Source organism: Fibrobacter sp. UWB2 (assembly GCF_002210425.1).
Classification (GTDB): domain Bacteria; phylum Fibrobacterota; class Fibrobacteria; order Fibrobacterales; family Fibrobacteraceae; genus Fibrobacter; species Fibrobacter elongatus.
On the sequence record NZ_MWQK01000006.1, the window covers coordinates 96,025 to 114,060 of the forward strand.

General features: G+C 49.2%; 13 protein-coding genes. 5 read left to right on the forward strand and 8 right to left on the reverse strand.

What is annotated here, in order from left to right:
- Nucleotides 1–108: 108 nt before the first annotated feature.
- The 6 genes from B7982_RS12525 to B7982_RS12550 form a co-directional block, all read right to left on the reverse strand.
- The gene (locus B7982_RS12525; RefSeq protein ID WP_088661041.1) at nucleotides 109–1,113 is read right to left on the reverse strand and encodes a polyprenyl synthetase family protein; all 1,005 of its coding nucleotides are present in this window, start codon (nucleotides 1,111–1,113) and stop codon (nucleotides 109–111) included.
- Nucleotides 1,114–3,054, reverse strand: a complete 1,941-nt coding sequence (gene gyrB, locus B7982_RS12530) for a DNA topoisomerase (ATP-hydrolyzing) subunit B (RefSeq protein WP_015731844.1) — start codon at nucleotides 3,052–3,054, stop codon at nucleotides 1,114–1,116.
- A 21-nt stretch (nucleotides 3,055–3,075) separates the two neighbouring features.
- Nucleotides 3,076–3,399 carry a DUF721 domain-containing protein gene (locus B7982_RS12535; protein ID WP_088661042.1) on the reverse strand — a complete coding sequence of 108 codons (324 nt, stop codon included), beginning with the start codon at nucleotides 3,397–3,399 and terminating at the stop codon, nucleotides 3,076–3,078.
- An 18-nt stretch (nucleotides 3,400–3,417) separates the two neighbouring features.
- Complete coding sequence (locus B7982_RS12540) at nucleotides 3,418–4,191, reverse strand: ABC transporter permease (protein ID WP_233138544.1); 774 nt, start codon at nucleotides 4,189–4,191, stop codon at nucleotides 3,418–3,420.
- Between the two features lie 21 nt (nucleotides 4,192–4,212).
- Nucleotides 4,213–5,955, reverse strand: coding sequence for a S41 family peptidase (locus B7982_RS12545; protein ID WP_233138545.1), 1,743 nt, complete (start codon nucleotides 5,953–5,955; stop codon nucleotides 4,213–4,215).
- A gap of 154 nt (nucleotides 5,956–6,109) precedes the next feature.
- Complete coding sequence (locus B7982_RS12550) at nucleotides 6,110–6,961, reverse strand: RNA polymerase sigma factor RpoD/SigA (RefSeq protein WP_088661045.1); 852 nt, start codon at nucleotides 6,959–6,961, stop codon at nucleotides 6,110–6,112.
- 176 nt (nucleotides 6,962–7,137) lie between these two features.
- Here B7982_RS12550 and B7982_RS12555 point away from each other — a divergent pair, with 176 nt between their 5' ends.
- The 4 genes from B7982_RS12555 (at nucleotide 7,138) to B7982_RS12570 (ending at nucleotide 13,138) form a co-directional block, all read left to right on the forward strand.
- Nucleotides 7,138–8,352, forward strand: coding sequence for a sensor histidine kinase (locus B7982_RS12555; protein WP_233138546.1), 1,215 nt, complete (start codon nucleotides 7,138–7,140; stop codon nucleotides 8,350–8,352).
- A 187-nt stretch (nucleotides 8,353–8,539) separates the two neighbouring features.
- On the forward strand, nucleotides 8,540–9,817 hold the full coding sequence (locus B7982_RS12560; RefSeq protein ID WP_144065967.1) for a hypothetical protein: 1,278 nt from the start codon (nucleotides 8,540–8,542) through the stop codon (nucleotides 9,815–9,817).
- On the forward strand, nucleotides 9,817–12,309 hold the full coding sequence (locus B7982_RS12565; RefSeq protein WP_088661048.1) for a hypothetical protein: 2,493 nt from the start codon (nucleotides 9,817–9,819) through the stop codon (nucleotides 12,307–12,309). The genes B7982_RS12560 and B7982_RS12565 overlap by 1 nt, the downstream gene beginning before the upstream one ends.
- A 64-nt stretch (nucleotides 12,310–12,373) precedes the next feature.
- Nucleotides 12,374–13,138: a hypothetical protein gene (locus tag B7982_RS12570; RefSeq protein WP_088661049.1), complete on the forward strand. Its 765-nt coding sequence runs from the start codon at nucleotides 12,374–12,376 to the stop codon at nucleotides 13,136–13,138.
- Nucleotides 13,139–13,251: 113 nt separating this feature from the next.
- Here the strand turns inward: B7982_RS12570 and B7982_RS12575 are convergent, their stop codons facing one another.
- Nucleotides 13,252–14,829: a biotin attachment protein gene (locus tag B7982_RS12575; RefSeq protein WP_088661050.1), complete on the reverse strand. Its 1,578-nt coding sequence runs from the start codon at nucleotides 14,827–14,829 to the stop codon at nucleotides 13,252–13,254.
- A 286-nt stretch (nucleotides 14,830–15,115) separates the two neighbouring features.
- Between B7982_RS12575 and B7982_RS12580 the strand changes: the two genes are divergently transcribed.
- Nucleotides 15,116–17,074, forward strand: coding sequence for an FISUMP domain-containing protein (locus tag B7982_RS12580; RefSeq protein WP_088661051.1), 1,959 nt, complete (start codon nucleotides 15,116–15,118; stop codon nucleotides 17,072–17,074).
- Between the two features lie 125 nt (nucleotides 17,075–17,199).
- On the opposite strand, the gene B7982_RS12585 is transcribed toward B7982_RS12580, so the two are convergent.
- Nucleotides 17,200–18,024 carry a tetratricopeptide repeat protein gene (locus tag B7982_RS12585; RefSeq protein ID WP_088661052.1) on the reverse strand — a complete coding sequence of 275 codons (825 nt, stop codon included), beginning with the start codon at nucleotides 18,022–18,024 and terminating at the stop codon, nucleotides 17,200–17,202.
- Nucleotides 18,025–18,036: the final 12 nt, after the last annotated feature.

The window sequence follows — 18,036 nt, forward strand, 5'->3', positions numbered from 1 at the left end:
TGGATTTATTTGTGCTCAAAATATAGCATAAAATAAAAAAAGAAAAAGCCTGCGATTATCTCGCAGGCTTGACTAATTATAAACTTATTCTAAGAATGTATCGCCGTTTTAGTTTCCGCGATCGCTCATGCTTGCGAACATAGCGGTGATTTCTTCGGTGAAGTTGCTCTTCGGGAACTTGTCGGCAATGGCAAGCGCTTGTTCCAAGTGTTCCTGGGCTTCGGCTTTCGCCTTTGCAAAGCTCTTCCTTGCCATCAGTCGGTCCTGAATCTTTTCTGGGATGCCTTCTTCAGAAGCCTTAGCGATAAAGCCTTCCATTTCGCGACGTTCTTCGGCGGTGCAGTCCTCGAAGTAATAGAGGAGCGGCAACGTGATAAGTCCGTTCGAAAGGTCTGTGAACTTCGCCTTGTCCATATTCACAGAACCGTAGCCATAGTCCAGCAGGTCGTCGATAATCTGGAAAGCGATGCCAAAGTGCGTTCCCATCTTGGCGCATTCGTCAACCATAGGCTGGTCAAAGCCAGCCATGATACCACCGAGGCGAGCGGCTGCGTCAATGAGAGCGGCGGTCTTTCCGTCGATGATTTCGTTGTAGGCCTTGCGAGAAAGTCCCATGTCACCGCAATGGTCGAGCTCCAGGATTTCTCCGATGATGAGCTTGTCTGCCGCATCAGAAATGATCAGAGGAACGTTACGGGCTTCTTCGTTGATGACACAGCGCATGGACTGCGAAAGCACATAGTCGCCAATCAAAACGGCTACTTGTGTGCCCCATTCGCGGTGGGCTGTCTTTTGACCACGGCGGACGTCCGTACCATCAATGATGTCATCGTGGACGAGGCTAGCGAGGTGCAAAAGTTCTACGGCCGCACAGGCGTGTGCAACGCGGTCAATATCCGGTTTTTGCGTTCCGCAGTTTGCGAGCAGGCAAAGGAGCGTCGAACGGATGCGCTTGCCTTTACGGCTGAATAGCGTTACAAGGCGGTCGCTAATCCCAGCGGGGGCATTCTTTGCCACCTGCATAATGACTTGTTCCGTCAGGTCTAGTTCTTGTTTTACCAAGTCTCGTGCTTGAGATAAAACGGCTTTGAAGTCGGCTTTCGTCGGACTCATTTAAATATCCAAATCGTTCAAGACTTTATATGCATTCGTTTCGATGAACTTGCGGCGCGGTTCCACGTCTTCGCCCATGAGCATGCTGAAAATCTGGTCGGCAAGCACACTGTCTTCCACATGGCACTGCTTGAGGAAACGAGTCTTCGGGTTCATGGTCGTGTCGTTCAGCTGTTCCGGCGACATTTCGCCCAAACCTTTGAATCGGGTAATCGCGACATTCTTCTTGTCTTCGATTTCGGCCATGACCTTGTCTTTTTCGTTTTCGTCGAACAAGTAGCGTTCCTTCTGCCCAATCTTGAGTTTGTACAGAGGAGGCATAGCGAGGAAGATATGTCCTGCATCTATCAACGGACGCATGTAGCGGAAGAAGAACGTCAAGAGAAGTGTCTGGATGTGAGAGCCGTCCACATCAGCATCGGTCATGATGATGATTTTGTCGTAGCGGAGTTTTTCTATCTTGAATTCCGTGCCGATGCCAGTACCGATTGCGTTCACCAGGTTCTGGATTTCTTCGGTGTCGAGCACGCGATGGAGGCTTGCCTTTTCGACGTTCAAAATCTTACCGCGGATCGGGAGGATTGCCTGGAATTCACGGCTACGGCCCATCTTTGCGGAACCACCTGCAGAGTCCCCTTCCACGATGAACATTTCGCATTCCTTCGGGTCGCGGCTGGAGCAGTCGGCGAGCTTGCCCGGAAGGCCGCCGCTTTCGAGAACGTTCTTGCGGCGGGCGAGTGTTCGTGCGCGGTGGGCCGCTTCACGAGCCACAGCGGCGTTGTAAACTTTGTCCAAGATAATCTTGACGGCTGCCGGATTTTCCTGGAAGTATTCTTCGAGCTTGGCGCCGAATGCAGAAGCGACATAGCCTGCAATTTCGGAGTTGCCGAGCTTGCGCTTGGTCTGGCCTTCAAATTGCGGTTGTGATACTTTAATAGCGATGACTGCGGTAAGACCTTCACGAATATCGTCCGAGGTAATCTGCGCTTCTTTTTTGCCCTTCGGCATGTCTTGAGCAAACTTGCTGATAACGCGGGTGAGGGCTGTCTTGAAACCCGTCACGTGCGTACCGCCATCGTAAGTATTTACGTTGTTGACGAAGCTGAAGAAGTTTTCCTGATATCCATCGTTGTACCACATGGCAACTTCCAAGGGGTACTGGCCGTCGGGGAGAACCAAGTGGATGGGTTCTGCAAAAAGCGGTGTGCGGTGTTCGTCCACATAGCGTACAAATTCAGAAACACCACCGGGGAAGCAGAACGTGTCGGTCTGCTTGTGTTCCGGATCGCGTTCGTCCGTAAGCGTCAAGCGAAGGCCGCTCATGAGGAATGCAAGTTCGCGGAAACGCGTGGCGAGCGTGTCGTACACGTAAACGGTTTCGGAGAAAATGGTATCATCCGGATAGAATTCAACGGACGTACCGGTCGTTCCGTCGGATTCTCCGATGTCGACCTGCGGGCCGCACGGAACACCGCGTGCAAATTCCTGACGGACAACACGGCCATTGCGGCGCACGGTCACGATAAGCTTGTTAGAAAGTGCATTCACGCAGCTCACGCCCACGCCATGCAAACCGGCCGAGACTTTATAAGAGCTGTTGTTGAACTTACCACCGGCGTGGAGCTTGGTCATCACGACCTGGATGGTGCCCACCTTTTCTTTCGGGTGGATGTCGGTCGGAATGCCACGGCCGTTGTCGGTGACGCGGATGCCGTTACCCGGCAAAATGGAAATTTCGATATGGTTGCAGAAACCAGCGAGGGCTTCGTCCACGGAGTTGTCGACCACTTCCCAAACGAGGTGGTGTAGCCCGCGGATGTCGGTGGAACCAATGTACATTGCAGGGCGGACACGAACTGCTTCTAGACCTTCGAGAACGGTAATGCTTGAACCGCTATAATCTGCTTCCGCCTTCTTTACTTCTTCTGTTTCTTCTGCCATAATTCCTCTATTAAGCCCCTCTTAGATGAATCGTATTCCTTGAATAAAAGGCTTCCCTAAAAGGGTATTACACTTCTCAATAATAGCTTTTTTTTGGAGGTTCATTTCGAACTTTAACGCCGAATTAGCGACCTTAAGCACCAATATTTTTTTGTCGATTTTTTCAGGTTTTACATGGCTTACCAGGAGGGGGCCAACCACCTCCGAAAACCGCTCCGAAATGGTCTTAAAGTTGATATCTTCAGTGATATGGTTCTTCTGGAGAACGCGTTCTAGGAGGACTTGGATGTCCTGAACTTTGTTCCCCGTGTAGCTCTTGTTGCTCGTGCGTTTTGTTTCGAACATTTGTACAAATTTATCGCGTTAAACAAGCAGCAATTTGGAAAGCGTAAAACCGCCAATCAGGATGCTTGTCATGCCGGCAACCACGGTCGCCTTGGTGCTCTTGCCCACGCCTTCTGCACCGCTGTGGGTAAAGAAGCCGAAGAAGCAAGCGTAACTCGAAATGAAGAATCCGTAAAGTGTTGCCTTGATAAGGCCCACGACCAAGTCCCAGTTCTGGTAGAACATGCGCACTCCGTAAAAGAACACCGACCACGAGACTTCCTTGTAGAGGTGCGCCACTTCGTAACCGCCGACAATGCCGATGAAAATGCTCAAAATTGTCAAAACCGGAAGCATGATGACGGTTGCAATGAGTCTTGGCGCAAGCAAGTACTTATAGGGATTAAGTCCTAATACTTTGTATGCATCAAGCTGCTCCGTGACCGCCATAGTGCCAAGCTCCGAACACATCGAAGCGCCGATACGGCCTGCAAGCACCATCGCCGTAAGAATTGGGCAAAGTTCCACCATCACGGACTTGCCAACGGCCATGCCGACAAACATCATGGGAATCATGTCGCCAAACTGGTAGGCGAGCTGCCATGACATGATGGCGCCTGTAGCAAGCGATGCGGCAAACACCACGGGAATACTCGTGATACCCACGTGGTGCATCTGTTCAACAGTCGTGTGAAGATTGGTGAAGGCCCCGGGAATGTTCTTGAACAGTTCCCAGATAAACAGCACGTAACCCACGACCTTGTTCAGGAAGCGTCTTACGGCTTGTCCGAGGCCTTCGGCCATTTTGTTCATTATGAAAATCAAATTGGACCGTTACTTCTTAGGCTTTGCAGCGCCTTTCTTTTTAGCAGGTGCGCTGATGGACTTCTTGAAAAGATTCATGTCGCTCAGGTACTTGATGGCTTCGTTCAGCTGCTTGTCGCGCTTGAGCGAGAATGCCGTGCTGACGGAGTCATTCACAAATGCCGTGAGGAGTTCGCGCTTGATGCCGTCCTTGATGTAGTCCTTGTTGGCTTCGAACTGGGCATCGCGGTTATCTTCAAGAGCCTTGCGCATTTCGGTGATGCGCTTCACGAGCGTAGAATCCGAAATGGTCTTTGCGCTGTCGCCCATGTAGTTCTGTTCGCGGATGATGCTCTTTTCAAGCTGGTCTACGCCGACGAGGGCGTTGCTCTTGACCTTCATGAAATTCGTGTCCTTTTTGCAGAACGCCTTGAACTGCGTGAAGAGGGAATCCGGCACGGTCCATTCGGAGTTCACCTTGACGCCTGCCTTTTCGAGGCTCGGGCGAATCTTGACGGCAAACTTGAAGTACATGGCCATGCGTTCCTGCACCTGGACAACCCACGGCATCGGATCGAGTTCCACATCGACGTCCGGCGTAATGCCGCCGCCGCCAAACATCATGCGGCCGTTGTTCGTGTAGAACGTGTCGCGCTTAGCGGTATCGGCCTTTACAGAATCGGTCTTTGCGGCTTCCTTTTCGTCGTCATATTCATCATCTTGCAGGGTGAGACCCTTGATGCCGTTTTCCGGCTTGTTGATGCAACGACCGAAGGGGAGGTAGTAGAATGCTGTCGTGAGCTTGAGAGCGTTACCGGCATTGTCGAGCGGGAAGATGGTCTGCACGGAACCCTTGCCGAACGAGGTCTTACCGACGATCAAGGCGCGGTCCCAGTCCTGCAATGCGCCCGAGACAATTTCGGCGGCACTAGCGGAACCCTGGTTCACGAGGACGACCATCGGAACATCGGACTTGAGCATCGGATTTCTGCGCGAGGCGCTTTCGGTCTTCTGGGTGCGGCCACGGGTGCTGACAATCACGTTACCCGGCTTGAGGAAGAGTTCGCTGATTTCGATAGCCTGGTTCAAAAGTCCGCCCGGATTGTAGCGCATGTCGAGGATGAGCTTCTTCATGCCCTGCTTCTGGAGGCCACGGATGGCGTTTTCGACATCGCTTGTGGTCTTGTCGCTAAAGGTGGCGAGCTTGATGTAGCCAATTTCCGGAGTGACCATGCCGTAATACGGAACGGCGTGCACGATGATTTCTGCTCTGGTGATGGTGTAGTCCATGAGGTCGGGAACGCCTTCGCGTTCAATCGCGACGGTCACGTCTGTTCCAATTTTACCACGGAGCTTGTTGACGGCGTCGTCAAGCGACATACCTTTTGTTTCTTTGCCGTCGATTTTGCGGATGCGGTCACCTGCGCGGATGCCGAGCTTGAATGCTGGCGTGCCGGAGAGCGGCGAAATGACGGTGAGGATGTTGTCGCGGAGACTGATGGTAATACCCACGCCACCGAACTTGCCTTCCATCGAAACGCGAAGGCTTTCGTAGTCCTTGGGGGCGAAAACGGTCGTGTGCGGGTCCAGAATGTTTCTGATGCCATTGATGGCGGCGTCCGTGAGTTCGGTCGGATTGACGTTTTCAACGTACTTGCGGTTGACTTCGGAAAGGACCTTGTTCAAACGCGAAACTTCGTCGTAAAAATCTCCAGGAGGAGTTTTCTTATCGGTAGCGGCGTTCGCGATGCAAAGCGCGGACAGCGTTGCCATGAATACAGAGCGGAAACAAAAAGATTTAAACATCATGCTTTAAAGATACAATTTCCTATAAAAAATCACCACCTTATAAGGAAAAACCGGCTATGAATAGCCGGTTTTTTTATGAAAGGAGAGAGTATGAAACTTGTTAGGAGCAATAAGAGTGTTATGCGGCTTCGCAGAGGAGGCGTTCGACGTCGGCATCGCGGAGCTTGTTCAAGGCGTTTTCCTTGAGCTGGCGGACGCGTTCCTTGGAGAGACCCACCATCGGAGCGATTTCCTTGAGGTTCAGGTCGGAATCCATCTTGAAACCGTAATAGAGCTTGAGGATTTCCTTTTCCTGGCTCGAAAGGTTCTTGTCCATCACCTTGTCGAACACTTCTGCACGGTTGTTGTTATCGGCAAGTTCGTCGGTGCGGCTCTGGGAATCGGAAATGGTATCGCCAAGCGTTGCGTCGCCATCTTCGTTGACCGGGGTGTCAAGCGATGCTGCGCTGCTACCCATCATGAGAATCTTTTCGATTTCGTTAGCCTTGTACTTGGAAAGGCCTTCGAGCGACTGGGCGTTGACGGTGTATGTTCCGCCAATGACCTGCTGAACATCCTTAGCGTGACGGTTGAAGCGGCGAAGCATCAATTCCTTTTCGGCGCTAATGCGGATCATGCGACCTTTTTCGGAAATGGCGCGGGTGATGTTCTGACGGATCCACCACACGGCATAGCTGATAAACTTGATATTCTGGGAGCGGTCAAAACGGCGGGCGGCTTCAATGAGTCCCATGTTCCCTTCGTTAATGAGTTCCATGATATCGAGGCCACGGCCCTTGTAGAGATTGGCAATGTTCACGACAAAGCGGAGGTTGGCGTTGACCAACATATCCAAGGCAGCCTTGTTGCCTTCGGCGGACTTCTTGAGCAATATCGTTTCCTGTTCTCTTGTGAGTAACGGGTAACGGGAAATGTCGTTCAGATATTGCATGTAAATGTCTTTTTGATCGTGATTGTTAAGGGTTTTCATGGTGACCTCCTCATTTTTACATTATCAAATTTACCTCCAGTTTGAGTTCCTTGTGTCATTACTTAGAATGGTGCGTGCAAAAGTTAAATTGAGTTTTTGTTAAAAAAGTTCGTGATTTTTGTCACGAAATTGTCATAAAGCGCCAAATAGGTTGGTTTTTGACTAAATTTTTTAGTATGAATGACAATGTTTCTACAAATAACACTGAAAAGTGTGAAGGTCTTTTCCAAAGAACTCGTAACAAATTCGCCGTTTTGCAAGAAATCGGCTTTGAACGCAATGAAAACAGGCTTCGTGAGCTCTTGAAAGACGAACGCGACTTGGTTCAGTTCCCTATTCCGCTTTTTTTGCCTGCATTTTTAGTTTGGCTGTTCATGCTTTTGTTCCCGCTGGTGCTTATTCTAGACCCGACAAATGCGTTGAATATGAGCGTAAACATTAATGGGCTTGTGGGCTTTTATTTGCCCATGCTGAGTACGGTTTTCGTTTTTATCTTGAACCAAAAGTTTATGGTGCCGCAGCTTGTGTTTAAAAAACGCTATGCGACGTATTTTGTCTGTAATTCCGTTTTAGTGGTGGCAACGTTGTTCTTTAGAGAAGTGGCGTTCTTTGTGATGGAACGTTCTCCGAACGAAGGGGTTGGTGACTTCTTTAGTTCCTATTGTTTCTCGTTTGTTAAAGGACACTTTGGCGTTTGGCCCGTTATATCGTTTACTATCCTTGTTGTGTTTGTTTGCATTCTTTGCGTGCTGTACCACGTGATGTTCCGACAGATTGTGCGTGCGTTTATTTTGCGCGAACAGAAACGCTCGGAATTGCAGTACGAGCTGGATTTTTTAAAAAATCAGTTAAGCCCGCATTTTCTCTTTAATACTTTGAATAACATTTCTGCTTTAATCCAGATTGATCCGAAGCGGGCTGAAAGTTCGATGAACAAACTTTCGCAACTTTTGAGGATGATGCTTTACCAGGTCAAGGACAAGTATATCACTCTGAAAGAGGATGTGGATATTTTGCAAAAGTATGCAGACTTGGAAAAACTTCGCCTTGATGAAAGTTTTGACTTTGTCTTTAATGTGAATCTTGAAAATCCGAATTTGATGATTGAACCTTTGCTGGTGATGCCGCTGATGGAAAACGCGATGAAACATTGTGTGAATCCGAACGGCAAGAGTTTTGCGCATATCACGATTACGCAGACGGGTGAGACATTCCACTTCCATTCGGAAAATTCCAATTTCCCGAGAAAGTCGACTCGCAAGAGTAGCGGACTTGGACTTTCGACTTTCGAAAAACGTCTAGATTTAATTTATATGGGAGCTTATGAGTATTCTGTGAATATTGTCGATGATGTCTATATCAGTGACTTGATTATTCATTTGAAAAAATAAAAATCATAAAATTTTTTATTAACCCCTTTACACAATTAAAAAATTATTGTAGTTTAATGACCGCTTCGATTCTGTCGAGGCGGTTTGTTATATCCTTGTTTATATTCTTCCTTACATCATTTAATAGATCCTTTACGGCTGAATAAGCCTGTTTATTCTCAAATTCAATAAAAGAAGGAAAAATCCTATGATGCGTAGGATGTTTAAGGGCGTTGCCTTAGCGGGAGCCTTGTTGGCTCTTGATGGCTTTGCCGAGGAATGTAAGGGCGTCGCGCTGTATTCTGACGGTAGCGACAATGGTCAAATGATTGAAACGGGGAGAACTTTCCCGGAGTCGCCGGAATGGAAGGCGAACTGGGGAAACTTCGATGGAATGAATGCTCCGTATATCCGGTTGTCTGGCATGAAAAATGTGCAAGGCGACTGGAAAGGATTGCTCTCGTTCCCGTCGCTACCACTGCATGTTGATGGCGGTATGCTCCGTTTGAAGGTGCGTGCTACGCAAAATGCAAAGTTCGGCGTTTGGTTGAAGGGGACTTCATCGGAGAGTCGCGTCTACTACGTGAACTTGACGGCGGATAAGACGCAGTCTCTCGAAATACCGCTTGAAAGTCTTGGCGTGACAGGTTCGATGGATGTTGCAAATGTGGGCGTTGGGCTATTTGGTGTTCCGCAATACCAGTACACGACACTCTTCATTGACGAAGTCGAACTCAGCTGTACGAAAAGCGGTTCGAGTGTAGTATCGTCTTCATCTTCGGTTGCATTTGCCAATGATGAACGTTGGGAATATGAATTTTCCAATGTCGAATCATGGTCGGTGAATCGTGAAGCGCGTCTGTTGCCTGCTGTGGAATCGGAATTTGGCGCTGCGTATTCCCCGCAAGAGCGAAATGCGCTTCTCTCGACGACAGATGCTGATTTTGTCGTGAGTATGCTAGACCATCTGAAAATCGTGAATAGCATACGTGCTAAGGAAATGACTGCCCAGAAGTCGCGATTGTCATGGTACGATAATTTGTATACGGTTGTCCGCAATAGACTTCGCGAAAATGTGGTGGCAAATCCGAAACAGCTTTATTTCGAAGCCGAGGCGATTGCTGCCAATTCGGACTATACGGTGATTCCCCTGCTTGTGGCGGATTTGGATTACGTGTATAGCGCGTGTTCGGATGCAACGTGTGCATCGACGCGTAATGTGAATGCTCATTTGCTTACGGCGGGGCTTCCGACATCATTTGTTCGCGGATCTAAAGTAAGCCTCGTGTTGGACCCGTACTTTATCGTGACAAAACAACGTGAGTTGCCTTCTGTTTCTGTTTGCGTTGCAGGCTCGTGCAAGTCGGTTTCTCCTGGAAATCAGCTAGAACTGGAATTTCCGTCGTCAGGCTTACAGACGATTGTTGTCAAATTGAAAAGCGGGGACCAAAATGTTGAACAGAAGCTCTTTGTGGAGGTGAAGTAATGATGCGCTATTTATGGCTTTTTCTTATGATGTTCTTTGCGTCTAACGCTATGGCGGCGCATAAGGATTTCTCGTTCTTTGTCGATGAAAATGATCGTCTTTGCATACAAAAGGGTAAGTTCCTTGTTAATCTGAGAGGTTATGATAATGAAGGAAAACTTTGTAGCGGGAAAACGCAATCTGTGCGAATCCGAGTTATCGACGCTCCTGAAGATAAACATACACCGACTGATATCTATTTGGAACGTCCGTTCATAATTGTCGACGGTATCAATTTAGATCCAGAAGAAAAGAAAACCTTGACAGATTTGGAAGACCAAATTAATCAGGTCTGGTTACCAAATTTGTTGAAAACTTTGGGATATACACCTGTTCTTGTGCAGTTTACGGAAACAGTTCGAACGTCATTGCAAGAAAACTCAAAGGTGTTGAGCCAGTTGTTTGCATTCTTGAATAACAACAAGTACATTCCCTTTCCTGGAGCGAAGGAAGATGGCTTTGTCATCATGGGGATAAGTCAGGGTGGCGTCATTGGACGCTATGGGTCTTACCTGTATGATACGCATCGTAGTCCGTCTGATGCTCCGATTCGGATTTTCTCTTCGCTAGATTCTCCGCACCAGGGAGCTGTCATGCCTATGGGTCTTTTCAATACGGTTGCCTTCTGGGGTGATAAGGGCGGTTCTGCATCGGCTTCGATGTTCAAGGATATTCTGCTTTCGAAGGGCGCGGCTGACCTCCTGGTTTATGAAAACAAGTGCGATGGAAATTCGTGTAGCTCAGAAGTGAATACGAAGGGGAGGTTTCTCTTTGAAGATTACCGCAAGGCTGCAGAATATAAGGGCTTCCCGACGGTACTTGTTTCTCAGGGACAGTTGAAGGGCGTAAGCCCAGCTCATAGTAATGACTACTATCATTTGAGTCGCCATGTTGAAAAGTTTTCGATGGTTTTAGGTTCGGCGGTAAGCCGTATGCATTATTCAGAAAATAATGGGACGCTTGCCCGTAACCGCAAAAAGGAGACAACGGACGATGCCGTTTTGGAAGATTACAAGGGGTTTTCTAAATACGACTTTATTCAAGGTTCTACGTATCCGTTTGCAGAGACTATCTATAAATCGCTCCGTGGTGGATTCTTGGATGCAATGCCGGACAAAATGGAAGAAGATTTTCTCCTTTTTGATCTTGACATGAATACGTCTTGGGATGTTGATGTGTTGACTCAAGGCTGGAGTACGTTTATTCCGACTGTTAGTGCCATGGATATGAAGTGTAATGGGGAATTGGCAATCCGTTCGGATTGCGGTTTTACTCAGTCCTCTGCGGGATTCCCGTTTGAAAATCCGGGCGCGAGAAGTACGGCTACGGCAACTTTTGCTGTGGACCCGACTCATCCGCGTTATAGCGAAGCTTTTAGTGGGCGTCACATTGAATTACCTTTTGAAACATTAAACCTTATGCCTGTTATATATGGTATGCGGGTGGATATGTGGCGTATTTTGTGCGAAGTAGCTAAGTACGATTATGACGCTAGTGTAGGACAATTCAGAAATCCGAAGTTGATTGGGTATTTCTCGCCGGATACGAAGTGCATGGATGCAAGTAAGATGCCTGATGTTCTCGGTCATATGGGATTGTCCAAGAAGGTTTCGTTTGCGTATGCCCGCTATGATTACAATAAGGATGCGACAGAGGCTAATTCCTCGGTGAAGTTCAATTTGCCGGCGGGCTGGAAAAAGGTGGGTTCATGGAACTACGGTGAAAATGTCCAGGCAAATACATCTTTTGAAGTCAATGTGAAGGTGGAAAATCCAAAGGGTAACTGGATGAAGGCGGAACTCCTTGTGTGCCGTACGAAGTTCTGTTCGGGACATTTGCAGTTGAACGAATTTGATGTTCCTGTCGATGGTAAATCGCATACGTTGCGCTGGCAGTTGCCTGCAAATGACGGTGCGCTCGATGGCATGCGATGGTTCCGTCTTGTGCTCAATTCCGATGGCGGCGATGTAACCATATCGGATGCCTCTTTGTTGCTTGATACTCGTAGCGAACAGGCTGTTCCTTCCAAGATCGGTTCTGCGGTTGTTTATCCGAACAACTATGAATATTTCCCGTGGACTGATGATGTCCATGTACAATCTTTTGTGGATGTGCTTGGTTCTGGCCTTGAAATTAGTTATGGTAAGGCTCGTAGTGGTATGCATTTTGAATTTGGCAAAATGGTTTCAATGGATGACTATAGCAATCTTGTCGTAGATTACTGGCCAGGAACATGCCAAAATACGATTGCATATTTTGACTCGAAAAAGCTGACGGAAGCGAACCTTGATAACGGTAGTTTGCAAAATGGATTTGTACGGAAAATTTTACCATTGAGCGAAATTATCGATACGGATGTTACCCCCAATGGCTCAAAGTCCGCTCATCGCCTGAATTTGCAGTCTGTATATGCTAATGAACGTTGTGTCATAAAGTCGATTATGCTGAAATAGCGACACCTTGTTGTTTTTGATGAATTAAAATATATTAGCTACGCAAAAATAAGTAGGAGATAAAATGAAAGCGTCAGTTCTTTTCTGTTTCTTGTCTGCGGTGTCGTTGTCCCTGTGCGGTTGCTTGAATCCGCATATCAGTTCGATGGGCGCATCCCAGATGATTGTTGCTCACCAGCCGCGACTTGCTGTTAATGGAGACACATCTTCGATGACCTTGTCTGTTGATGCTTATGGCGGTGCGAAAATGCAGGGCCGTAGCATCAAGGACGGTTTTACTGGTGGTGCCACGGCGGCGTTGGGTTACAGGCCGTTTGGCTTCTCGTCTCCGTTGTATGTAGAAGCTGCTTTTGGTGGCAAGGGCGGGCAAGCCTCGCTTGATTGTACGGAAGGCGGCAAGTGCAATGACGGCTACAATGCTTGGCTTGAGACTAAAGAAGGGAAGAAAAAGTATTCGTTCTGGAACTTGCAGGAGCGCATTGCTCTCGGTGCGGACTTTGATGTTGGTCCTGTGATTTTGGGGCTTGGCGCTGGCATTCAGCTTTTTGAAGGTGGTGGCGATTTTGATGACATTCGCGACTATCTCGGAAAGAGCCTTGCTGACAATGACGACGAAGGATATGGCATAAAGCTTTATTCGTCGGCTCGTGTTGGTGCGCGTCTTGGATCGTATGGCGTTGTGGCGTTCGATGCCGACTTCATGTGGCTCAAGACGTTAAATGTAGGCTTTATGCTGAATTATTATCATCCGTCTGGATTTCACGGCGGTCTCTTTGCGGCCCAGAAGGTTGGCTACGGCGTGAATTTCGGCAAGACGTTTAGCTTCTAGATGTAGCAAGTGTAAGTTTATTTTGCTGTCCTTATAAAACAAAGGACTTCGAGCAAAGCTCGAAGTCCTTTTCAATGCTTGAGGCGAAGTCTTTAGACTTTCGCGAAAGCCTCTTACTTGCTGAGGGTCTGAACCTGAACGTCCCAGCTCTGGTTGCCGAGGGCGATACGGTAGGTGCTTGCAGCGCCAGCCTTCATGTTCTTGGTGTCGACAGCAGGAGCGGCATTCGGGTCCTTCTTCGGCACGCCAATGTGGCGGTTGCCCTTGAGGAATTCGATACCCTTGTTGCCAGCCTTCGTCTGGAGGCAGCCCGTGATGAAGATGGTTTCGTCGTTGACCGGGAGACCATTTTCTTCGAGGAGCTTCTTTGCCTTCGGAATACCCGGTTCGAGAATTTCTTCTGCGCACTGGATGCCCGGATAGGCTTCCTTGAACGGCTTCATGCCGAACTGGTCGGCAGCAATCTTCACGAGTTCCGGATCCGGTTCGCACGGAGTCTTACCCTGGTAACCGAGGAGCATCTTGCCGTAGCCTTCGGTCATCTTGAACCACGTGCCGCGGCCTGCAGCCTGGTTCAAGGTGTTCATGTAAGCCTGCTGGAAGTAGAACTGAGAAACCGGCGTCACAGAGGAAGCGAAGCCACCGCGGCGTACGCATTCACTCATGTTTTCGATAACCTTCGGGAAGAGGTGGAAGGTCTTGGTTTCGCGCATCATGAGCGTGTTAGCCGTGAGAGCGCCACCCGGCATCGGGCTGAAGATAACGTCGGTCGTGATCTGACGTGCTTCAGGCGGGAAGTTGTAGTCCTTGAGGCATTCAACAGCGACGTTGTTTGCTTCCATGAGTTCCGGAATGTGATCGTCGACGATGCTGTCTTCACCGAGGGCGAGCTTGTATTCCGTACCCTTGAGGGCATGGAACATGGAGAAGAGGTCCGGCTGAGCCGTACCGCCAGAAAGCGGCTTGCGGCCGAGGTCGACGCCATCAGCGCCACCTTCGATAGCAGCCTTGTACTGGGCCACACCGGTACCGCAGGTGTCATGGCTGTGGATGCGGAGTTCGACCTTGTCACCGAGGAGCTTACGAGCGCGCTTGAACGTTTCGTAGACCTTGGTCGGGTTCGTCGTACCGGAAGCGTCCTTGAAGCAGACGGAAGCGAACGGAACACCGGCGTCCAAGATGTTGCGGAGGATGCGTTCGTAGAATTCCGGATTGTGTGCGGCGTTGAGGTCGCATCCCGGAGGAAGTTCCATCATGGTAACGACGACTTCGTGTTCGAGACCGGCGTCCGTGATGCACTTACCGGAGTAGATGAGGTTGTTGACGTCGTTCAAAGCATCGAAGTTACGGATGCGGGTCATGCCGTGCTTCTTGAACATGTCGGCATGGAGCTTGATCATATCGCGCGGCTGCGGAGCGAGGGCAACCACGTTGATACCACGAGCGAGAGTCTGGAGGCGGATCTTCGGACCGACAACGCGACGGAATTCATCCATCATGTCGAATGCGTCTTCACCGCAGTTCTGATAGAGAGCCTGGAAACGGGCGCCGCCACCTGCTTCGAAGTGGGTGATGCCAGCCTTGACGGCTGCTTCAACTGCAGGCATGAAGTCTTTCATGAACACGCGTGCGCCGAAGATGGACTGGAAGCCATCACGGAACGAGGTGTCTTGGAACAGAATCTTTTTCATAATGTTTTCCTGTGGGATAGAATCCCTGTGTTTTACTGTACAATAAAATACGGGCGAAAATTTAGCAATTAGCAAAAAGAACTTAAAACTTAAAACTCAGAAATGTTCGAAAATTCAGGACTTGGAGCTTGGAAACGACAACTTGCATGTAAACAAAAGTTTTCGTTCGAAAGCGAAACTATCGAAACTAATTGTATCATCTAAAAATACGTACTGCGAAAAATGTATTTTTGGTCTAATCATTATAATACAAACACGCTTATTTGTGTTGGAATACGGAGTCTTTATGAATAAAAAGTACGCTCTTGCTATGGCGACTTCTCTTTTGGCTGCGGAATCGGTTTTTGCCGCTCCGTCTGGTGACAAAACTGTGGTCGCGTGTAGCTTTGACGACATGTTCGGCAATTCTTGCTACTGGCGCTGCCCGGATATGGAAGATACGTTTAGAACGGAAAAGAAGGACGATCGTTGCGCCAATGTGCTTTTCAGGTGCGCCAATTATCCGCGTTCTTTTATGCGTTCGTCTGTAGGTAGCAGCGAAATTTGGGTTACACCGGACAAGTACAACTACTATTTTGGCAAGCTTCCGCAGGAATATGACTGCAGTATTTCTGAAGAAGAACGCGTGGCCCAGGCTTCTCGCCCGACACAGCCGCCTCCGCCGAATCCGTATGCCGCAAACAAGTACCAGAACACTTCGACTTACGATGAATCGAAGAACCTTTTGATCGATAACCGCGATGGCGAACGCTATACGACGGTGAAGATCGGTGGCCGCGTATGGATGGCAGAAAACCTGAAGTTCCGTTTGCCGGAAAGCTACTGCTACGAGAACAATACCCAGAACTGCGAAAGCTACGGTAGACTTTATACATGGAATGCCGCCAAGAAGGCTTGCCCGGATGGCTGGAGCCTGCCGATGGGCGATGATCTCAACTACCAGGACTTTAACCTGAACAGCTTTAGAGTGCTTGACGGCGGTTACTATGTCGATGGTGAACGCTATATCGACCTCGGCAACCGTGCATTCTTCTGGCTTGGTGATGATAAGGGCGGTGACCGAGCCGACGCTATGAGCTTTAGAGGCCAGAACCTCGAAACGTTTGCGTTTCAGGGTCGCAAGGCAAATGGTTACTCTGTGCGCTGCATCCAGGATTGGGAAGCTGCTTGTAAGGAACGTCTTGGTGGCGTGATGGACGATGCCGGTAGGACTTACAGAACGCTCAAGGTGGGCGACCAGAATTGGATGGCTGAAGATGTGATTCTCGACCGCCTAGACGAAATGGAAGCTCGAAACCTTGGACGTGCTTGCCCGCGTGGTTGGCATGTGCCGGAACAGGCTGAATATGAACAGCTTTTCTCGAAGGCTTCTGAATTTGAAATCCATGCCAATGACAAGCGCAAGAGAAGCGGTCGCGATACGAAGGAAAATCCGTGCAGCTTGAATTTCGACTTCAAGCGCGGCTACTGGACTTCTTCGAAGAACGGCAACGAAATGACTTATGTGGACTGGAAGTACAATGCCATCCGCGAAAAGGGTACGCCGTATTTCAAGCATGGTGACGCTTATACGAACAAGCTCCGCTGCGTGAAAAATTCGTCCTCTTATTATGGTTCGCCGAAGCCGACGGTTACGACTTCCCAGGCTACAACTGCAAAGCCTGCAACTCAGACGAAGTCTGCCGCAAACAAGACCATCCTCGAAAAGTTCATTTTGCAGGGTGTGACATTTGGCGTGGGTCAGTCCAAGTTTACGCGTGAATCTTCTGACGGCTTGAACAGACTTGCAAGCCATTTGAGAAACTATAACGGTAAGACGATTGAAATTGTCTCCCATACGGATAACCTCGACCGTCCGGAAAGAAGCCGTGTGCTTGCCTTGAAGCGTGCTGAAGAAGTGAAGAGCTACTTGGTGATGGCGGGCCTTTCTGGTCAGGATATCATTGCAACGGGTAAGGGCGGTGACGAACCTCTCGTCCCGAACACGACTCCGGATAACCGCATGAAGAACAACCGCATCGAAGTGTTTGTGTATTCCTATGACGCTCCGGCCCAGGCCGCTAAGCCTCAGCAGAACAATGCCCAGGCTGCCGAACCGGCTGCGAAAAAGCCGTGCAAGGAACGCGACATGGCTAATAACAAACTTGGCGAATGCTACTCCTACACGGAAGGCACGAAGGATCACAGAAGGTGCATGGCAGCGTACAAGAACCTGCTGAACCTCGCCAATTCTAAGTGCAAATAAAGTATTGATGTCCGCCTGCTGGCGGTAATATATGGTTTATGCAAGAAGCGCAGCTCACTGAGCTGCGCTTCTTGTCTCTCGTCGTTCGTCTGTAGCGAGCGACGTGAGCGTTCTTTCGTCTATCTTTAGATGAACATCATCGTGTTGAGCTTTGCTCGGTACTTCCAGGTGAGCTCGTGCTTGGGGCCGAGAACGCCGAAGAGCGTGAGCATTGCCTTCTTGGCAGCGCCGTTGTTCCATTCCGGAGCTTCGACATACAAGTTCAGGAATGCCTGGAGTGCGCTTTCGAAATCTTCTTCGCAGGCGAGCTTGCAAGCTTCGTGATAAACGATGGCCTCTTTGCCTTGAACGTCCTTTTTGGCGACTTCGGCATGGAAGTCGAGAAGTTCCAAAAGCGATTTGGCTTCGCGGTACTGGTCGTCGCTTTCGACAAACTTGGAGAGGATATCTTTTGCCTTTGCGGTATCGCCGAGACCGAGATTAGCCTTTGCCCACAGGAGCTGGAGCTTCTTGTCGTTTGGGTTCTTGGCGAGAGCTTCGTCGAGCATCGGGAGCGCCTGGTCGAAGTTCTTTTGTGCGATGGCGTCTTCGAGAGCGGTCTGGAAACGGGCTTCTTCGGAGACGTAGAACTTTTCGAGACGCTTTTTGAGTTCTGCTTCGGGGAGCACGCCCTGGATGACGTCTGCAATCTGGCCTTTATCGACCACGTGAATCTCGGGGACAGATTGTACGCGGAACATCTGGATGAGGCGCATGTTTTCGCGGTCATCGCAGCTCACGACGCCGAGCGTAAAGTCCATGCTTGTGGAAAGCTGGCCTGCCAACTGGGAGTACGGAGCGCAATCCGGATATTCTGCGGAAGAGAAAAGAATCGCGACAGCGCGCGTTTCGGAGGCCTTGATGACCTCTTCTTCAAAATTTTCTGCTGTAATTTGAACTACTTTAGCCATGCGTTTAAATAT

Excerpts from the sequence above, each read along its gene's own strand:
- B7982_RS12540 (WP_233138544.1), bottom strand. The coding sequence starts at position 4,191 with ATGAACAAAATGGCCGAAGGCCTCGGACAAGCCGTAAGACGCTTCCTG.
- B7982_RS12585 (WP_088661052.1), bottom strand. The coding sequence starts at position 18,024 with ATGGCTAAAGTAGTTCAAATTACAGCAGAAAATTTTGAAGAAGAGGTC.
- B7982_RS12570 (WP_088661049.1), top strand. The coding sequence starts at position 12,374 with ATGAAAGCGTCAGTTCTTTTCTGTTTCTTGTCTGCGGTGTCGTTGTCC.
- B7982_RS12550 (WP_088661045.1), bottom strand. The coding sequence starts at position 6,961 with ATGAAAACCCTTAACAATCACGATCAAAAAGACATTTACATGCAATAT.
- B7982_RS12575 (WP_088661050.1), bottom strand. The coding sequence starts at position 14,829 with ATGAAAAAGATTCTGTTCCAAGACACCTCGTTCCGTGATGGCTTCCAG.
- B7982_RS12555 (WP_233138546.1), top strand. The coding sequence starts at position 7,138 with ATGAATGACAATGTTTCTACAAATAACACTGAAAAGTGTGAAGGTCTT.
- B7982_RS12525 (WP_088661041.1), bottom strand. The coding sequence starts at position 1,113 with ATGAGTCCGACGAAAGCCGACTTCAAAGCCGTTTTATCTCAAGCACGA.
- gyrB (WP_015731844.1), bottom strand. The coding sequence starts at position 3,054 with ATGGCAGAAGAAACAGAAGAAGTAAAGAAGGCGGAAGCAGATTATAGC.
- B7982_RS12560 (WP_144065967.1), top strand. The coding sequence starts at position 8,540 with ATGATGCGTAGGATGTTTAAGGGCGTTGCCTTAGCGGGAGCCTTGTTG.
- B7982_RS12545 (WP_233138545.1), bottom strand. The coding sequence starts at position 5,955 with ATGGCAACGCTGTCCGCGCTTTGCATCGCGAACGCCGCTACCGATAAG.
- B7982_RS12565 (WP_088661048.1), top strand. The coding sequence starts at position 9,817 with ATGATGCGCTATTTATGGCTTTTTCTTATGATGTTCTTTGCGTCTAAC.
- B7982_RS12580 (WP_088661051.1), top strand. The coding sequence starts at position 15,116 with ATGAATAAAAAGTACGCTCTTGCTATGGCGACTTCTCTTTTGGCTGCG.
- B7982_RS12535 (WP_088661042.1), bottom strand. The coding sequence starts at position 3,399 with ATGTTCGAAACAAAACGCACGAGCAACAAGAGCTACACGGGGAACAAA.